The organism is Streptomyces sp. NPDC059679, assembly GCF_042734105.1.
In the GTDB taxonomy this organism is placed as follows: Bacteria; Actinomycetota; Actinomycetes; order Streptomycetales; family Streptomycetaceae; genus Streptomyces.
Genome location: NZ_JBHWES010000029.1, coordinates 122,956 through 138,480 on the forward strand (window position 1 = coordinate 122,956; position 15,525 = coordinate 138,480).

General features: G+C 68.6%; 18 protein-coding genes and 3 pseudogenes. 10 read left to right on the forward strand and 11 right to left on the reverse strand.

What is annotated here, in order from left to right; all coding sequences use genetic code 11:
- The first annotated feature begins 65 nt into the window (after positions 1 to 65).
- Complete coding sequence (locus tag ACFV2X_RS28635; RefSeq protein WP_385621712.1) at positions 66 to 434, forward strand: VOC family protein; 369 nt, start codon at positions 66 to 68, stop codon at positions 432 to 434.
- Positions 435 to 481: 47 nt separating this feature from the next.
- On the opposite strand, the gene ACFV2X_RS28640 is transcribed toward ACFV2X_RS28635, so the two are convergent.
- Both ACFV2X_RS28640 and ACFV2X_RS28645 read right to left on the reverse strand, forming a co-directional pair.
- A complete protein-coding gene (locus ACFV2X_RS28640) occupies positions 482 to 1,078 on the reverse strand; it encodes a transposase family protein (RefSeq protein ID WP_385621761.1) in 597 nt (198 codons plus the stop codon).
- Positions 1,018 to 1,164: a hypothetical protein gene (locus tag ACFV2X_RS28645; RefSeq protein WP_385621768.1), complete on the reverse strand. Its 147-nt coding sequence runs from the start codon at positions 1,162 to 1,164 to the stop codon at positions 1,018 to 1,020. Before ACFV2X_RS28645 ends, ACFV2X_RS28640 begins: the two co-directional genes overlap by 61 nt.
- A gap of 409 nt (positions 1,165 to 1,573) precedes the next feature.
- Between ACFV2X_RS28645 and ACFV2X_RS28650 the strand changes: the two genes are divergently transcribed.
- The 4 genes and pseudogenes from ACFV2X_RS28650 (at position 1,574) to ACFV2X_RS28665 (ending at position 4,961) form a co-directional block, all read left to right on the forward strand.
- Positions 1,574 to 3,127 (forward strand): alpha/beta hydrolase, encoded by a 1,554-nt coding sequence (locus tag ACFV2X_RS28650; RefSeq protein WP_385621715.1) that lies wholly within the window; start codon positions 1,574 to 1,576, stop codon positions 3,125 to 3,127.
- Positions 3,128 to 3,231: 104 nt separating this feature from the next.
- Positions 3,232 to 3,354 (forward strand): annotated as a pseudogene (locus ACFV2X_RS28655) (hypothetical protein); the annotation flags it as partial.
- Positions 3,355 to 3,442: 88 nt separating this feature from the next.
- Positions 3,443 to 4,216 carry a hypothetical protein gene (locus tag ACFV2X_RS28660; protein WP_385621716.1) on the forward strand — a complete coding sequence of 258 codons (774 nt, stop codon included), beginning with the start codon at positions 3,443 to 3,445 and terminating at the stop codon, positions 4,214 to 4,216.
- A gap of 529 nt (positions 4,217 to 4,745) precedes the next feature.
- Positions 4,746 to 4,961: an integrase core domain-containing protein gene (locus ACFV2X_RS28665; RefSeq protein ID WP_385621763.1), complete on the forward strand. Its 216-nt coding sequence runs from the start codon at positions 4,746 to 4,748 to the stop codon at positions 4,959 to 4,961.
- A 54-nt stretch (positions 4,962 to 5,015) separates the two neighbouring features.
- Here the strand turns inward: ACFV2X_RS28665 and ACFV2X_RS28670 are convergent, their stop codons facing one another.
- The 3 genes from ACFV2X_RS28670 to ACFV2X_RS28680 form a co-directional block, all read right to left on the reverse strand.
- Entirely contained in the window at positions 5,016 to 5,945 is a 930-nt protein-coding gene (locus ACFV2X_RS28670) for a carbohydrate ABC transporter permease (RefSeq protein WP_385621719.1), read from the reverse strand.
- A gap of 16 nt (positions 5,946 to 5,961) precedes the next feature.
- A complete protein-coding gene (locus ACFV2X_RS28675) occupies positions 5,962 to 6,918 on the reverse strand; it encodes a carbohydrate ABC transporter permease (RefSeq protein ID WP_238545596.1) in 957 nt (318 codons plus the stop codon).
- Between the two features lie 148 nt (positions 6,919 to 7,066).
- Positions 7,067 to 8,383, reverse strand: coding sequence for an ABC transporter substrate-binding protein (locus ACFV2X_RS28680; RefSeq protein WP_385621721.1), 1,317 nt, complete (start codon positions 8,381 to 8,383; stop codon positions 7,067 to 7,069).
- 275 nt (positions 8,384 to 8,658) lie between these two features.
- Between ACFV2X_RS28680 and ACFV2X_RS28685 the strand changes: the two genes are divergently transcribed.
- From ACFV2X_RS28685 to ACFV2X_RS28695, 3 genes and pseudogenes are all read left to right on the forward strand, one after another.
- On the forward strand, positions 8,659 to 9,675 hold the full coding sequence (locus ACFV2X_RS28685) for a LacI family DNA-binding transcriptional regulator (RefSeq protein ID WP_385621723.1): 1,017 nt from the start codon (positions 8,659 to 8,661) through the stop codon (positions 9,673 to 9,675).
- 60 nt (positions 9,676 to 9,735) lie between these two features.
- Positions 9,736 to 10,569, forward strand: a complete 834-nt coding sequence (locus tag ACFV2X_RS28690) for an integrase core domain-containing protein (protein WP_385621725.1) — start codon at positions 9,736 to 9,738, stop codon at positions 10,567 to 10,569.
- A 187-nt stretch (positions 10,570 to 10,756) separates the two neighbouring features.
- Positions 10,757 to 10,939: pseudogene (locus tag ACFV2X_RS28695) on the forward strand (IS256 family transposase); the annotation flags it as partial.
- A gap of 272 nt (positions 10,940 to 11,211) precedes the next feature.
- Here the strand turns inward: ACFV2X_RS28695 and ACFV2X_RS28700 are convergent.
- The 6 genes and pseudogenes from ACFV2X_RS28700 to ACFV2X_RS28725 all read right to left on the reverse strand — a co-directional run bounded on the left by ACFV2X_RS28700 (position 11,212) and on the right by ACFV2X_RS28725 (position 13,973).
- Positions 11,212 to 11,364, reverse strand: coding sequence for a hypothetical protein (locus tag ACFV2X_RS28700; protein ID WP_385621727.1), 153 nt, complete (start codon positions 11,362 to 11,364; stop codon positions 11,212 to 11,214).
- 44 nt (positions 11,365 to 11,408) lie between these two features.
- Positions 11,409 to 11,627, reverse strand: a pseudogene (locus ACFV2X_RS28705) (hypothetical protein); the annotation flags it as partial.
- Between the two features lie 42 nt (positions 11,628 to 11,669).
- Positions 11,670 to 11,966 carry an FAD-dependent oxidoreductase gene (locus ACFV2X_RS28710; RefSeq protein ID WP_385621729.1) on the reverse strand — a complete coding sequence of 99 codons (297 nt, stop codon included), beginning with the start codon at positions 11,964 to 11,966 and terminating at the stop codon, positions 11,670 to 11,672.
- 565 nt (positions 11,967 to 12,531) lie between these two features.
- Positions 12,532 to 12,957, reverse strand: a complete 426-nt coding sequence (locus tag ACFV2X_RS28715) for a DUF4267 domain-containing protein (protein WP_385621731.1) — start codon at positions 12,955 to 12,957, stop codon at positions 12,532 to 12,534.
- 220 nt (positions 12,958 to 13,177) lie between these two features.
- Positions 13,178 to 13,564, reverse strand: coding sequence for a VOC family protein (locus tag ACFV2X_RS28720; RefSeq protein WP_385621733.1), 387 nt, complete (start codon positions 13,562 to 13,564; stop codon positions 13,178 to 13,180).
- Between the two features lie 58 nt (positions 13,565 to 13,622).
- Positions 13,623 to 13,973, reverse strand: coding sequence for an antibiotic biosynthesis monooxygenase family protein (locus ACFV2X_RS28725; protein WP_385621735.1), 351 nt, complete (start codon positions 13,971 to 13,973; stop codon positions 13,623 to 13,625).
- Between the two features lie 145 nt (positions 13,974 to 14,118).
- Here ACFV2X_RS28725 and ACFV2X_RS28730 point away from each other — a divergent pair, with 145 nt between their 5' ends.
- Together ACFV2X_RS28730 and ACFV2X_RS28735 are read left to right on the forward strand one after the other, a co-directional pair.
- Positions 14,119 to 14,700, forward strand: a complete 582-nt coding sequence (locus tag ACFV2X_RS28730; protein WP_385621736.1) for a TetR family transcriptional regulator — start codon at positions 14,119 to 14,121, stop codon at positions 14,698 to 14,700.
- A 298-nt stretch (positions 14,701 to 14,998) separates the two neighbouring features.
- The gene (locus ACFV2X_RS28735; RefSeq protein ID WP_385621737.1) at positions 14,999 to 15,319 is read left to right on the forward strand and encodes a hypothetical protein; all 321 of its coding nucleotides are present in this window, start codon (positions 14,999 to 15,001) and stop codon (positions 15,317 to 15,319) included.
- Positions 15,320 to 15,525 lie beyond the last annotated feature (206 nt).

Below are 15,525 nucleotides of genomic sequence, written 5' to 3' on the forward strand. Positions count from 1 at the left end.
TGCCGATGAGTTCACCGTCCTCGAACGGTCTACCCAGCGACACGACCGTTCTCGACAGGAGTGCCATGTCCACCATCCAGCCAGTGATCATCACTGCCGACCAGGAAGTCCTGCTCGGCTTCTATACGAAATTGTTCGGTGCCGAGGAGATCTTCCGGGTACCGGCGGAAGGCCCGGCCTTCTACCTCGGCTTGCGCATCGGCGACACCGACCTCGGGCTGGTGGCCAAGACGGACGCGGGGACCGGGGCGGCACCGCGGATCCTGCTCAGCATCGGTGTCGACAACGTCGACGAGATGCTCGGCCGGGTGACGGCGCTGGGCGGCTCGGTCCGCAGCGGCCCCAACGACATGCCGTGGGGACAGCGTGTCGCCCACATCCAGGACCCCGACGGCAACCCGTTGAACCTCACCCAGCCGATCCCGGCTCAGTGACGCTCTTCCGCGTGCTTGTGCTGGTCGTGGGCTGCCTGCGGTAGAGATCAATTGCCTGTAGTGGCCTCGATGTTCGTCAGGACGAGCAGCGCGCGAAGCAGGTGGGTGGCGCGAGCGTGGTCAGTGCGGAGCTTGGTGAGGATCCGCCAGTTCTTCAGGTGGGCGAAGCCGCGTTCGACCGGGGTGCGTCCGGCGGCCAGGATGCGGTTGGCCTCCCTTTCGGCGGGTGCGAGCTTGCGGGCACGGGTGGCCTTGAAGCCGGTGAAGACCACGGGGTTGTCCCCGTCGTCGTCCAGGCCGAGGAAGCCAATCCCAGGTCGGCCAAGGGCGCCGAGACCGGCAGCGCGCAGGTGAGCCAGGATATGGTCGCTGCGGGCGGCGGTGATGTCGTGGGTGCGGCCGGGCCGGGCGGCCGATATCCACACCAGACGGCCCCGCTCGTCGGTCAGGGCGAGCACGTGCAGGCCGTGGCGGCGATGCTTGCCAGAGTAGTTCGGGCGGTTCGCTTTGCCGGTGCGGCGCTGCGTGGGGATGAGGGTGCCATCGATCAGGACGACCTCCCCGCCCTGCTTGGCGATCTTCTTCAGGGCGCGTCCCGAGGCGGGGCCTTCGCGGCGAGGAGGGCGATCAGCTCGTCGCGCCAGCGGCGGACCGTGGTGGCGGAGATGTCGCTGCCGCCGGCCATGTCGGCCAGGCGCTGGTCGTGCCGGAGCACGGCCAAGACGATCACCGCGATCCTCCCAAACGGCCGGAGGGCCGGCCGCCTTCTGGAGCAGGAGTCCGGCGTCGACGTCGACACGGTGGAGCAGTCCCGCCGGACCTTCGAAGCAGCCGCCCTGCTGGCCGCCAGGCTCCAGGACGGCATGCGGGAGCGTGCCGTCGCCCGCGGCCCCCGGCCACAAGCCCGCCCCGGTGACGGCCTCGCCGCCGCACACCCAGCAGCCCGGCGTCCAGCACACGCCGGGCCGGACCGCAGGGGGAGTCGCGTGAGCACGGAGCGGTCTAAATTTCTGGGCACTCTCGCGAGCCGTGGTGTCGGAGGCGGCTTGTACCCTGCACTCATTCGACGATCGGACGATCACGGGTACGGGCATGCGGGCACGGGGCGGGCGTCCAGGGGCGGGAGCGCGGGGATTTCGATGAGTGACGCACATCCGATACGAAGCCGCAGACCGGGCCTCTCGGTCGGTGCCCGCATCATCGCCGGGGTCGTCCTCGCCGCGATCGGGGCCGTCGGCGCCTGGCTCCAGCACGACGCTCCCGGCCGGAGTGCGGAGCCGCGTACGGAGTTCACCGCGCACAACCCGCCCGCCGGTCTGCCCACCGCGCTCACCACCGGCCAGCACCTCCACTGGTCCCGCTGCACCTCGCCGCCCACCGCGCGCACGGGCTACGACTGCGCTGCCATGAAGGCCCCCCTCGACTACCGGAAACCAGACGGCAGGACGATCGACGTCGCCCTGATCCGCCGCAAGGCCACCGGCCCGAACGCCCGGCGCATCGGCTCGCTCGTCCTCAACTTCGGCGGCCCCGGCGTGTCCGGCGTGAGCGGACTGCCCGAACTCCTCAACCAGTACAAGCCGCTCCTCGACCGCTACGATCTGGTCTCCTTCGACCCGCGCGGCGTTGGCGCGACCATCCCCGTGCGCTGCGGGAAGACCGCGGACGACACCGGCTACGACGGGGCCGACGCCTGCGCCGAGCACTCCGGGGCGCTCCTCCCGTACATCGGCACCTCGCACACCGCGCGCGACCTCGACCTGATGCGCTACCTCCTCGGCGACGAGCGGCTGCACTACTTCGGCGTCTCGTACGGAACGGCGCTCGGCGCGGTCTACGCCCACCTGTACCCGTCGCACGTCGGACGGCTCGTCCTCGAAGCGTCCGTCGATCCGACCGAGGACCTCGACGAGGAGCAGGTGTCGCAGGTCAAAGCGGTCCAGGCGGCGTTCGACCGGTTCGCTGCGCACTGCGCGGCCCGGATCCGCCACTGCCCGACCGGCGACGGGCCCGAGGAGGCCGCGCGACGCATGGCGCGCCTGGCCGACCGCCTGGAGAAGAAGCCCGCCCCGGCCGGCGGCGGAAGGAACCTCGACGCCGACGACCTCGCGTACGCCGTCAGCGACCATCTCGACCTCGGCACAGACGGCTGGTCGCCGCTCGCCAAGGCCCTCACCGCGCTGATCGACCACAACGACGGCCGTCTGCTGAGCAAGGGCGCGGACGGCATCGGCTCCGCCGACCGCGCGGCGACCCCGCGCGACAGCAGCCGCGCCGCCCAGACCGCGATCACCTGCGCGGACTCCAGCCTGCGCCCCGGCTTCGAACGCCTCGACAGGGACAAGGCCCGCATCAAAGCCGCCTCACCCGTCTTCGGCGCGGCCTGGTCCACCGGCGTCTACCTCTGTTACGACTGGCCGTTCGACGGCGAGCGCGCCACGCCCCAGGTGAACGCCGACGGCGCGGCCCCCGTCCTAGTGGTCGGCGGCACCGGCGACCCGACTACCCCATACCCCGGCGCCCGCCACATGGCCCGCGCTCTGGGCGACGGTGTCGGCGTGCTCCTGACGGCCGAGGAGGAGGGCCACGGCACATACCCGCAGAACCGCTGCGTCACGGAGACGGTCGACCAATACCTCCGCACGGGCCGCACCCCGGCCCCGGGGACGGTGTGCCGGGGCAGCATGTCCTGAGGCCCGTACGGATCCGCCGGGCGGCCGTCAGTACACCGGTTCGCTCGCAGGGCCCCGGGCGTGCACCACCACACCGCCCGGTCCGAGACCGCCTTCGGGTGGGTGCCGGGTCGATCGCCTGGGGCATGATCGCCGACGGATACCGCCCCGATCGCTTCGACGTCATCGGAGCCCTCGTCTGCCTCACAGGAATGACCGTGATCGTGTACGCCCCGCGTGGTAACTGACGACCTCAACCGCACGTCATTCCGCTGGTTCTGATAGCCGGACTTACCAGCAGGGAAGCGCCTGTGCAGGGCGGGCACGTTGTGGTTGGTGTGGCTGCCGCTGTGGATGACCGGGCACACCCACGAGGGCCTCGCCTGGACCGACCACCTGCATGAGGACGATCTGAGCGAGCGGGGCCGGGCCCGCTGGTTGGTGGCGCGCGCCGGGTTCAACCGCGTCGCCGCGGACCTGTTCGCCACCGCGGAGCGGGCGATGCGGCTGGCCGAGCGGGTCGACGACGCCTCGCTGGCCGCGGAAGCGGCGATCTTCGCGTCGGCGGCGGCGCTGCGCCTGGAGGACTTCGATGGTTCGGTGGCTCTCCTGGCCAGGGCAGAGGCCCACATGAAGGAGTGCCTCGACGTTGAACGCGACGTGTGGGCGGCCGTGCACGTGCCCATCGGCTGTGAGGACGGCGCGCTGCTGCGCGGTGACCGGTCCGCGGTGGCGCGGCACTGGCGGGCCGCCGCAGCCACGGCGCAGGAGCTGGGCAGCGGGTTCTCGGTGGCCGCGGTCCTTGCGGAGTGCGCGCAGGCCGCCCGCGGCGAAGGACGCCTGGATGACGCGGCCGTGATGCTCGCCGTCGCCGGTGAGCTGGCCCCCCAGCGGGACGGGCACCGGCCGCGGGCACACCTGGCGGGCGTGGCCGCGGCCGTGGCGGCCAACCTCGGTGACGTGGCGTCGGCGCAGTGGTGGGAGGGCGTGGCGGGGTCGGACGCAGCCCTGGTGGACACCGATGAGCTCGGCGAGCGGTTCCGGGAGCTTGTCCGGCGGGCCGACACCGTCTCCGGGCGGGACGCCGACACCGTCTCCGGGCGGGACTGAGCCCGGCCGTCCGCCCGTACCGGCGGTGTCCGGTCGGTGTCCGGTGGTCCCCCGCGAGCGGGGTGGCAAGGATCGGGTTCATCGGGTCGGCCGTCTCCGCGGGCCGACCTCCGCCGGCCCCGACAGGCTCCGCTGCTGCCGCCCGTTCCCGAACGACGCCACCGTTACCTGGGCGGCTGCGTGTTCCGGACCGGGCGGCACTCGCCGGCGTCATCTACGTGCTGCGGACCGGTGTCGCCTGGTGCGACGTCCCCGCGGAGACTGCTTCCTTCCTGAGCGACTTCATGCACGTGCAGAACGTCTTCCTCAAACGTCTCTACGTCTTCTTCGTCATGGAGATCAAGACCCGGCGCGTCCACGTCCTGGGTGTCACCGCACGCCCTACCGGTGCATGGGTCACCCAACTCGCCCGCAATCTGTTCATGGGCATCGAGGACAGAGGCGGATGCTTCCGGTTCTTCATCTGTGACCGGGACAGCACTTCATCGCTGCGTTCGACGCCGTCTTCGTCGGCAATGGCACAGCCGTCATCCCGACCCCGCCGCACAGGCCGCGGTCAAACGCGTTCGCCGAACGATGGACACGCACAGTCCGCGCCGGATGCACCGACCGACTCCTCATCACCGGTGAGCGACACCTGCGCACCGTTCTCACCATGTATGCCCAGCACTACAACGCCGGACGAGCTCACCTCGGCCTGAGTCTTCGGGCGCTGAACGATGCTCCCGACGGCATCCCACATTGACACCCTTCAGGAGGAACCCGGGCGGGGGAGGCGCCCGAGGGAGCGGGTGGGGGCTCAGCCCTTGACCGCGCCCTGCATGATGCCGCCGACTATCTGGCGGCCGAAGACGATGAACATAGCCAGCAGCGGCAGGGTGCCGAGCAGCGCGCCGGCCATGATGAGCGACTGGTCGCGCACATAGCCCGCGCTGAGCTGGGTCAGCGCGACCGGGACGGTCGGGTTGCTCATGTCCAGCACGATGAACGGCCAGAAGAAGTCGTTCCAGGCGTGCACAAAGGTGATCATGAACAGGACTGCCATCGGCGGACGGGCGATCGGCAGCACGATGCTCCAGAAGATGCGGAGCGAGTGCGCGCCGTCCACCCGCCCTGCCTCGATGAGTTCGTCCGGCAGCGCCTCGGAGAGGTACTGTCGCATGAAGAACACTCCGACCGCGCTGACCAGCGTCGGAAAGATGACGGCGGGCAGCTGCTGACCCCATCCCAGTTCCGTCATCATCATGAAGAGCGGTACGACACCGAGCTGCGGCGGCACCATCATGGTGCCGATGACCAGCATCAGCGCGATGTTGCGTCCCCTGAAACGCAGTTTGGCGAGGGCGAACCCGGCCAGGGTGGCGAACAGCACGGTGGACAGGGCGATGGCGCTCGCCACGATGAGACTGTTCATCATGGCCTTGCCCAGCGCCGCGTCCTGCCACGCCTTGCCGAGGTTGTCGAAGAGATTCGGCCCGGGCAGGAACGGTGGCGGGGTCTGCGTGACACGGGTGTTGTCGCTCGACGCCGCCACCACGGTGAAATAAAGCGGGAAGAGGGAGAACACCGTGGCCAGGCCGAGCAGGACGTAGGCGACCGGACCGGCGTGGTGCTGGCGCCCGGCCCTGGGGCGCAGTGAAGGGCGGAACCGGCGCCTGGACGGCGTTGACGTGTCCCAGGGGGTCCCCGAACGCGCGCCCGCCCGGGGCTGGAGGCTTTCGGTGGTCATGGCTGGCTGCTCCTGGTCAGGACTTGCGGGAGGTGAAGCGCTTGAGGACACGCTGCAGGGCGAAGATGAGGATCAGCAGCAGGAACATCGCCCAGGCGACGGTTGCCGCCCGCCCCATCTGGTAGTTTTTCCAGCCCTCTTCGTACAGCAGCAGACCGAGCGTCTGATATTGGTTGTCCGCACCGCCGGTGACGCCGTTGGGCCCCTGGCCGAAGATCAGCGGTTCGCCGAACAACTGGGTCGCGCCGATGGTGGACAACACGATGGTGAAGAGGATCGTGGACCGGATGCCGGGGACGGTGACCTTGGTGAACTGCTGCCAGCGTGACGCGCCGTCAATGGCCGCCGCCTCGTACCGGTCCCGCGGAATGGCCTGCATGGCCGCCAGGTAGAGCAGCGCGTTGTAGCCGGTCCAGCGCCAGATAACGATCACGGAGATCGCGCTCTGGGCAGCCCATTTGTTGTTCTCCCAGTCGACGTTGTCGATGCCGACCAGGCTCAGCATCCAGTTGATCAAACCGAAGTCACGCTCGAACAGCATGGTGAACACCAGGGCAGCAGCACCCACCGAGGTGGCGTACGGTGTCAGGGCGGCGACCCGGAAGAACGTCGAGCCGCGCAGTCTGTAGTTGAGCAGATGGGCCAGACCCAGGGCCATCAACAGCTGGGGGACGGTGGACAGCACACCGATGGTGAAGGTATTGGACAGCGCGTTCCAGAACCGGTCGTCCTGCCAGAGTTCGGTGTAGTTGCCGAAGCCGCGCCACTCCATGAGGTTCATGGAGGCCAGCTCCACGTGGTGCAGGGAGATCCAGAACGTGTACAGCAGCGGGTAGAAGCCGAAGGCCGCGAAGACGATGAAGAACGGAGCGATGAAGGCGTACGGCGCCCCCTTGATGTCCAGGCGGTGCAGGAGGTTGCGCCGGCCCTGCCTGGGGCGGTCTCCGTCACCGCTGACGCCGGGCGCCTTCACGGCGCCGGCCGGGATGTTCTGGATGCCGTCGGCGTGCGGTACCGAACCGGAAGTGACCACCTTCAGGCCTCCTTTCGAGACATGGGTGAGGGGTCGGTTCCGGCGGCCGCCGCCGTGACGGCCGCCGGAACCCTGGAAGTGCGTACGGTCAGCCGGTGGCCTTCTCGATCCGCTTTTCCGTGGTGGCCCACGCCTTGTCGGGGCTCTGGTTCTGCGACTCGATCAGCGTCAGCCCCTGGGAGAAGATGTCCTTGATCGTGCCGTCCTTCCGGCCCAGCACCTGCTTGTCGGGGATCTCCTGGGCCGCGGTGCCGAAGATCTTGCCGATCGGTGCGCCGCTGAAGTACTCGGACTTCGCCTCCGCCACACCGGGGGACTTCAACGCCTTCTCGGAAGAGGGGAAGAAGCCGAGCTTCTTGAACAGGTACTCCTGCTGCTCCGGCGCGGTGAGCCAGGCCACGAGCTTCTTGGCCTCCTCCTTGACCGGGCTTTTCTCCAGGACGCCGAGGAAGGAGCCGCCCCAGTTGGCGCCCTTGGGCGCCTTCGCGACATCCCACTTGCCCTTGTTCGCGGCTCCGGATTTCTCGCTGATCTGGGCGAGCATCCAAGCGGGGCAGACGGTGGTGGCGAAGGTGCCGTTGGCCAGCCCGGGGTCCCAACCGGGCTGGAACTGCCGGAGCTTCGCCGTCAGCCCCGAGGTGGCGGCCTCCGAGGCCGTGGCCCAGGCCTTCTTGACCACAGGGTTGTCCTGATAGATCAGGTCGCCCTTCTCGTTGTAGTACTGCTTCGAGGCGCCGTAGACCATCGCGTTGAACAGCCCGCTGGCGCTGTCGATGTAGGCGACCTTGTCGTCCTTGGAGTTGGACTTGAACTCCTTGCCCACGTCGACGAACTTGGACCAGTCGCCTTCCCAGAGCCTGCCCACCTCCTCGCGGTCGGTGGGCAGGCCCGCCTGCTTGAAGAGATCCTTGCGATAGCAGACGGCCATCGGTCCGATATCTGTGCCGAGACCGATGACCTTGCCCTTGGAGGTGGTGACCTGGTTGAGCTTCCACGGCAGGAAGTGATCCGTGCCCGGCACGTCCGACAAGTCGACGAACTTGTCCGCCTGGGTGTCGACGAGTTCCTTGGCCCGGCCGATCTCTATGCCTTGGATGTCCTTGAGCCCGCTGCCCGCCGCGAAGTGTGTCTGCAAGGCGGTGTAGTACGTCTGCTCATCGCCGGCCACCTCGGCCTTGATGGTGACGTTGGGGTTTTCCTTCATGTACCGATCGAGGAGATCGGTCTCCTTGAAGCCCATGACCCCGAACAGGCCCATGGTGATGGTGACCTTGCCGTCCTTGGACCGTCCGCCTCCTGTTCCCGAGTCGCTGCCTCCACCGCAGCCGGCGACCAGCCCGAGAGCGAGCGCGGCCGAGACGGCAGCCGCACTTCTTGTACGTAAAAGCTTGTAGGGCCCACCCATTTCTTCCTCCTGACGACGGCACCGGCGCACCGGAGTACGAACCACTGGGACGGCGCATGGCTACATCCGCGAGTGGGAACGCTCCCATTCGCGGTGGGTACGTTCCCAGTAAGTCCAGGGAAGACTGGCGGCGGGAAGGCGGCTGTGTCAAGAACTTGAATCCAGTTTGTTGCCGCCAGCTGTCATGCCTTCACTTTCCGGCCGGTGGCCGGTGAAACGCTCTGGCACAATGCGCTGGTGAGCGCCAGGGGAGCAGCGCGCAGGAGGAGGGAATCATGGGCGCCAGCCAGCGACCGACCATCAAGACCGTGGCCGCACGGGCCGGGGTCGGACGCACCACGGTCTCTCGGGTGATCAATGGATCACCTCTGGTCAGCGACAGGGCCCGAGCAGCGGTGGAAGCCGCGATCGCCGAACTCAACTATGTGCCGAACTCCGTGGCGCGCGGCCTGGTCACCAGCAGGACCAACTCCATCGCACTGGTCATCCCTGAAGCGGAGAGCAGGCTGGACTCGGAGCCCTACTTCTCCGCCGTGATCCGTGGCGTGAGCACCGGTCTTGTCGACACCAAGACGCAGCTGCAGCTCGTCCTCGTGCGTGACAAGGGTGAACTCGACCAGCTCACCGAGTCGGTCGCCGAGCGACGGGTCGACGGCGTACTCCTCGTCTCCGTGCACAGGGACGATCCGATCCCCGGGCTGCTGGAGGAATTCGGCTTTCCCACGGTGCTGGCCGGGCGGCGGTCTCCCGCCGAGCCGTTGAGTCATGTTCGTTCGGACAATCTGGGCGGCGCCGAGGAGGCCGTGCGTCATCTGCTGGGACGCGGCCGGAGAAAGGTCGCGACGATCACCGGGCCGTTGGACATGGAAGTCGGCCGCAGCAGGCTCCAGGGCTGGCGGAACGCCCTGCGGGAGGCCTGCCGGGAACCCGAGGAGGTGCTTGTGGCGCGGGCGGATTTCACCGAGAAGAGCGGGCAGCGGGCCATGCGCGAGCTGCTGCGACGCGTTCCCGACCTCGATGCCGTGTTCGTCGCCTCCGACGTCATGGCCGCAGGCGCCCTGGTCGAACTGCGCGCGCAGGGGCGGCGGGTCCCGGAGGATGTGGCGGTGGTCGGCTTCGACGACTCGATCATTGCCCGTCACACCGCCCCGTCCTTGACGAGCGTGCGCCAGCCCGTCGAGGAGATCGGCAGTACGATCGCCCGGATCCTGATCCAGGAGATCTCCGATCCCAAGACGCCCCGCCGACAGGTTGTCCTGCCCACCACGCTGGTCGTCCGCGACTCCTCCTGATCCGACCGAGAGGGTCGCCTGGCGGTTTTCTCCCGCTCCTGTGCCGTTGAGGCCCGGATCGTGGCCGAGATCCGCAAGATCCATGCCGAATATAAGGGCGCCTCCGCTCTCGCCCGGCACCTGCCATCCGTCTTGCGCCGCCATCGCCTGGTCACCCCGGGGACGCTGCTGGCCTGGCACCGTCGTCTGGTGCGCTGGAACTGGCGTCAGACGGCGGTCGGACCCGGTCGGCCACCGCTGGCAGAAGAGATTGCGGCGCTCATCCAGCGCCTGGCGCGAGAGAACCCGACCTGGGGGTACGTCAGGATCCAAGGTGAGCTGCGACGGCTTGGCCATCGGGTTGCCGCCGCCACGATCCGGCGCGTCCTGCGCCGCTCCGGCCTACCACCCGCGCCGCAGCGCGCGTCCCAGCAGACCTGGCGTACCTTCCTCCGAACCCAGGCCCACACGCTTCTGGCCTGCGATTTCATCCACATGGACACCGTCTTCCGGGGGCGCCTCTACGTCTTCTTCGTCATGGAGACTGCCACCCGGCGCGTTCACGTCCTGGGCGTCACCGCCCACCCGACGGGCGCATGGGTCACCCAACTCGCCCGCAATCTGCTCATGGACCTCGGCGACAGGGCGGGGTGCTTCCGGTTCCTCATCCGTGACCGGGACAGCAAGTTCACCACAGCGTTCGACGCCGTCTTCGCCGGCAACGGTACAGCCGTCATCCCGACTCCGCCGCGAAGCCCTCGGTCAAACGCGTTCGCCGAACGATGGATACGCACAGCCCGCGCCGAATGCACCGATCGCCTCCTCATCACCGGCGAACGACACCTGCGCACGGTCCTCACCACGTACGCCGAGCACTACAACGCCGGACGAGCCCACCGCAGCCTCGGCCTATGAGCACCCGACGACGACCCGCACATCAATCCCCCTGCCCGCTGCCGGGGTCAGGCGCCATCAGGTACTTGGCGGACTGCTCAACGAGTACCACACCATGCCACCCCGGCTGCCTCATCATCCACAGGAAACGCCCAGCTCAGCAGCCTGATCGGAACATTGACACCCTTCAGCCCGCCGGATCCAGGCGCGTGAGGTCCCGACCAGCGCGGGTGCGGTGGAGGTGACCGCGCCGCGGGTCAACGACAAACGCACCGACCCCGACACGGGCGAACGGAAGCGGTTCGCCTCGGCGATTCTGCCCGCGTGGGCGCGCAAGACCCCGAAGATCACTGAGGTGCTGCCACTGTTGTCCCTGCATGGCCTGTCGTCCGGTCACGAACCCGATCACGCACACCCAGCGGGCGCCGAAGCGATCGGAGAGTCGCCCGGCGTTCGTGTGGCTGCCCAGGGATACCCCGCCTCACCACGACTGCAATGGCCGTCCGGGTTACACCGGGTCCAGCTTCTCGTGCGCAGCCACTCGGATCTCCGCGGGACATGAGGCGGTGCTCGACTGCCGGACGAGGCAGACGAGGTCGGGCCTCCCGACCACGACCGTGGAACGCCTGGCCGGTGGAAGGAGAGGGTCGTTGGCGCCCGGGGTCAGGCGCTGTGCGTGGCGCGGATGCCGGCGAGCACTACGCCGGTCACTCGGACGGCGTCGGCGCGGGTGAACACGCGGGCCCCGCGGGTGACGAACAGCTGGACAGGCCCGGCGAGCATCTCGGCGAGGAAGGTGCTCTCGACCGGGGGCACTCCCCACGCCCGATCGTCATCTTCAGGCGATGGTCGAGCGTGCTCAGGCGTCGTTCGAAGACCTCGTCGACGACGGCCCGCAGCTCGGGGTTCTCTCGAGCCGAGGCCACCACGTTCAGCAGCGCCCGGCCTTGCGGGCTTGCGGTGGCGGCGGCGAGGACTTCGAGGAAGTCGACGAGGTCGGCGAGGTCGGCGTCGATGTCGCCTGAATCGTGCAGGGGTGCGGCGTCGGCGCCGAGGGTAGCGAGCGCGTCGGCGACCAGCGTGTTGCGGTCGGGCCAGTTGCGGTAGCCACGGCTGGCAGCCTACAGCGGCTGCGCCGCGCGCAGCCGTGTGTTGCGCGCCTCGATGGCCTCCCAGGTGGCGGGGACCACGAGGTCGGCCCCGCCGCGCGTGAATTCCTGGGCGGCCGCCGCGTGGGGGCGCTGGCGTTGCTCGTAGGCGCTGAAGGCCGCCTCGATGTCGTCGCCGTGACGACCGAGTTCCTCGGCGAGCGTCCACGCCCCGAGCAGGGCCAGCGAGGTGCCGCACCCGGCCATCGAAGTCGCGCAGTGCGCGGCGTCCCCGATCAGCACGACCCGTCCCCGGTGCCAGGTCGACATGTGGATCTGGGCGATCGCGTCGAAGTAGAGCTCGGGATCGTGCTGGGCGGTCTCGATCAGCTCGGGGACCTTCCAGCCCTCGATCCCGGCGAAGGCCTCGGCCAGGATGCGCTTCTGGGCGGCCAGGCCGTGGTAGTCGTAGTCGATCGTCGAGGGGATCGCCGCCGCCGAAGCCGAAGGCCGCTACCGCGGCCGTCCACCCGCACTCACCGGCAACGACGTGGAAGTGGTGAGGTCGACCTACACCCAGCCGGGCACCTCGATCGCAGCACTCGCCCGCGCTCACGGGGTCAGCCGAGCCGCCATCCGAACCGCACTCTCCGATCTCCTCCCCGACCGAAGCATCCCGGCCCCTCGGTCTTCCTGATCGGGACCACCCGCATCGCCACCGAAGCCGGAGGAACCTGGAACCGCTCTGACCCCGGCGACCACACGAAAGTGACCACCAGAGGCTCCGCCCTCACGAATACACGCTGACGGCTACGCCAGCTCACCAGCATTTCGGTTCGGCGCAGGCCCGCCGCCCCATGGTGGACGGAGGGCCCGTGACCTGAGGGGAACCGATCTATCCGCGGGCGAGCTGCGTGGCGGGCGCGGGGGCGGTGGTCTCCCGAGCCTTGCCGGTTTCGCGGAGTATCAGCAGGCCCGTGATCGCGATCAGTGCCGAGGTCAGGCCGTGGATGCCGAACGCGGCGGCCGTGGAGCCGTGGTGGGCAAGGACGTTGACCATGTCGCCGAACGGGGCGATCGCCGTCATCAGCAGGACCCAGCCCAGGGCGCGGCGGTGGCCGGTCACCAGCAGGATGCCCATGGCCAGTCCCATCGCGATCTCGCGGCTGCCCTTCACGATGGGGAAGCCGCTGTCGTCGGAGGGCCAGTTCGGCAGGCCCGGGAATGACGTCCCCAGCGGCAGGACGAAGGACAGCCCGAGATAGAGGGTGAACAGGACGTTGGCGGCGGCCAGGACAGTGTTGATCTTGCTTGGCGGCATTGTTCTTCTCCTTGCGAGTCTTCGTGAGCATTGGAGCCGGTGAGCCGTGCGCGGCCTGATCGGGCCGCGCGGAAACGGCTGATGGGAGAGGTGCAGCGGGGGCGGCTGATGATGTGTCAGATGCCGCGCACCGGAGCTGAGGAGTGCGATCTCCTCATGCTCGAGGTGTTAGAGACAGACGGCTCGTGCGTCGGCTTCGGCGGTGGCAGGCTGCGAGGCCTCATGACCCGGCGTCGCCCGGGGTGAGGATTTCCAGCAGATGCCTGTCGGGGTCGTGGAAGTAGAGGCCCCTGCGGCCTTTGACGTGCTTGCTGTGGTAGATCTGCTCGGCTTCTCGGCATGCGGGATCGCTGTAGTGGGCGATTCCGTCGTGCCGGAGGCGGGCAAGGGCCGCGTCGAACTCCTGCTCGCCGACCATGAACGCGTAGTGGTGCGGCTCGAAGTCGTCGGCCTGGTCATAGTCCAGGGTGACCTGGTTGGCCAGCGTGACCGGGGTGAAGTGCGCCACCGGCGGACCGACGGTCAGGCCGAGGATGTCGGCCAGGAACCGCGCCGAGGACTTCGGGTCACGGGCGGGGACGATGGTGTGATTCAGCTCGATGGTCACACGGACTCCTCTTCAGAGACGCGGTCGCGCGGCGGGGTGCGCGCTGGCGGCCGCTCTGTCATAGGTCGATCGGCTCGAAGATGTGCGGGTACGACACGATGTCGTCGGGGAACTCGGCAGCCATGCGCTGGAACTCCGGGCTGCCGAGCGCCGTGGCGAGAGCCTCGGTCGACTCCCACACCGCGACGTTCATCAGAAGCCGGCTGCCCGCCGTTCCCCTGTGCATCTGCAGGGAGACGAATCCCGGCTGGGCCTTCATGAACGCCGCCTGCCTGCGAAACAGGTCCAGGAACGCTTCGGCCTCGCCCTTCGGGACGACGAACGTGTTGGCCAGGACGATGGGCCCGGTCTCCTCCTTGAACTGCGCGAACATCGGCGTGTTCGGATCCAGGCTCCGCAGCTCGGCCATCTCGGCACTTCCTCTCGCTGTCTACTGTTCTGCACGGGCACGGTTGCCAACGATTGTTGGCCAACGTTCGTTGGCCAACGCTTGTTGGTAAACGTAGAGTCGCGATACTGGATCTGTCAACACGTGTTGGCCTACACTTGTTGGCATGACGGACGTTCCGGAGAACCATCGGGCCGCACGGCGTTCCGACGCCACCCGCGCCACGATCCTCGCCGCGGCCCGCGAGCGGTTCGCGGCGGACGGCTACGAGAAGGCGACCATCCGGGCCATCGCACGCGACGCGAAGATCGACCCGTCGATGGTGATGCGTTACTACGGCAGCAAGGCCGACCTGTTCGCGGCGGCCGTCGCGATCGACCCCGGGCTGCCCGGCCTGTCCCTCGAACCACGAGAGGCGATCGGCCGTACGCTGGTGAGCCACTTCCTCACCTTGTGGGAGGAGAACGGGGAGCTCACCGCGCTGTTGCGGGTCGGCGCCACCGACCCGGCCGCCGCCGATCGCATGCAGAGCGTGCTGCGCGATCAGCTGATCCCGCTGGCCCGCCGGGTGGGCCCCGAACCGGAACAGGCACCGTCGCGGGCGGCACTGTGCGCCTCGACCGTGCTGGGACTCGCACTGACGCGCTACGTGCTGCGGTTCCCGGCGAGCGTGGCACTCACCCGCGAGGAGATCGTGAACTGGCTCGGACCCACGATCCAGCGGTACCTCACCGCACCCACGCCCTGAAGAACACGTCGAGACGACACCGTGGCCTCGATCGCCGTGCCAGACAGCACCATCCACCTCCGGCACCGAAGCCGGAGGAACCTGGAACCGCTCTGACCCCGGCGACCACATAAAGTGACCGCCAGAAGCTCCGTCCCCACGAATACGCGCTGAACGATTACGCGAGCTCACCAGCACGGGGCCCCGGATCGTCAGATCTCCTCATCGTCCTCGCCTGCGTCGGGGTCGCGCAGGTCGCGGATGGGGCCGGGGGCCAGGTCGGGTAGGGCGAAGGTGTAGGTGCCGTGGGCGTGCCCTGGTGGCCGAGCGTCTGCAGGACTTGGGGCACCTCAGAGCCGGCATCACCGTGCGCCGCGCAACTGACGTGCTGTGGTTCTACTTCGGCTACACCGGCTTCTTCACCCTGATCGACAAGCCACTGTGCTGCCCGCTCCGACGGTCTCGCCGCCCGGTGGACCTCCTGCCGGGCTGGGAGGCAGACGCGCTCGCAGCGTGGCCGGCCGAGCGGGACGGCCTGCGACAGGAGCCGGACCTGTTCGACGGCGAGGCCGAGCGCTCTACGGACCCGGAGCTGCTGACTCCGGCACCGTGGTCGTCCCGTTCCGGCAGAGGCCGGTGACCAGGGACGACGATCAGGTGGAGGGCGGTATGTCCGCCATGTGAGACAAGCGCCCCAGCCATCCTTCTGCATGGCGCCCACGGCAGGACTCGAACCTGCGGCCAAGTGCTTTAGTACTCCAGCCGGACTTCTCCATTCCTGCTGGTCAGCGGCCTGGGGGTGGGGAGTGTAGCGGGGTGGGAGCGGGTGTGGGGTGGTCTTTGCGT

Coding starts and splice junctions, on each gene's coding strand:
- ACFV2X_RS28650 (WP_385621715.1), top strand. CDS start 1,574: ATGAGTGACGCACATCCGATACGAAGCCGCAGACCGGGCCTCTCGGTC.
- ACFV2X_RS28685 (WP_385621723.1), top strand. CDS start 8,659: ATGGGCGCCAGCCAGCGACCGACCATCAAGACCGTGGCCGCACGGGCC.
- ACFV2X_RS28725 (WP_385621735.1), bottom strand. CDS start 13,973: ATGGCCGAGCTGCGGAGCCTGGATCCGAACACGCCGATGTTCGCGCAG.
- ACFV2X_RS28730 (WP_385621736.1), top strand. CDS start 14,119: ATGACGGACGTTCCGGAGAACCATCGGGCCGCACGGCGTTCCGACGCC.
- ACFV2X_RS28715 (WP_385621731.1), bottom strand. CDS start 12,957: ATGCCGCCAAGCAAGATCAACACTGTCCTGGCCGCCGCCAACGTCCTG.
- ACFV2X_RS28710 (WP_385621729.1), bottom strand. CDS start 11,966: ATGTCGACCTGGCACCGGGGACGGGTCGTGCTGATCGGGGACGCCGCG.
- ACFV2X_RS28680 (WP_385621721.1), bottom strand. CDS start 8,383: ATGGGTGGGCCCTACAAGCTTTTACGTACAAGAAGTGCGGCTGCCGTC.
- ACFV2X_RS28670 (WP_385621719.1), bottom strand. CDS start 5,945: ATGACCACCGAAAGCCTCCAGCCCCGGGCGGGCGCGCGTTCGGGGACC.
- ACFV2X_RS28635 (WP_385621712.1), top strand. CDS start 66: ATGTCCACCATCCAGCCAGTGATCATCACTGCCGACCAGGAAGTCCTG.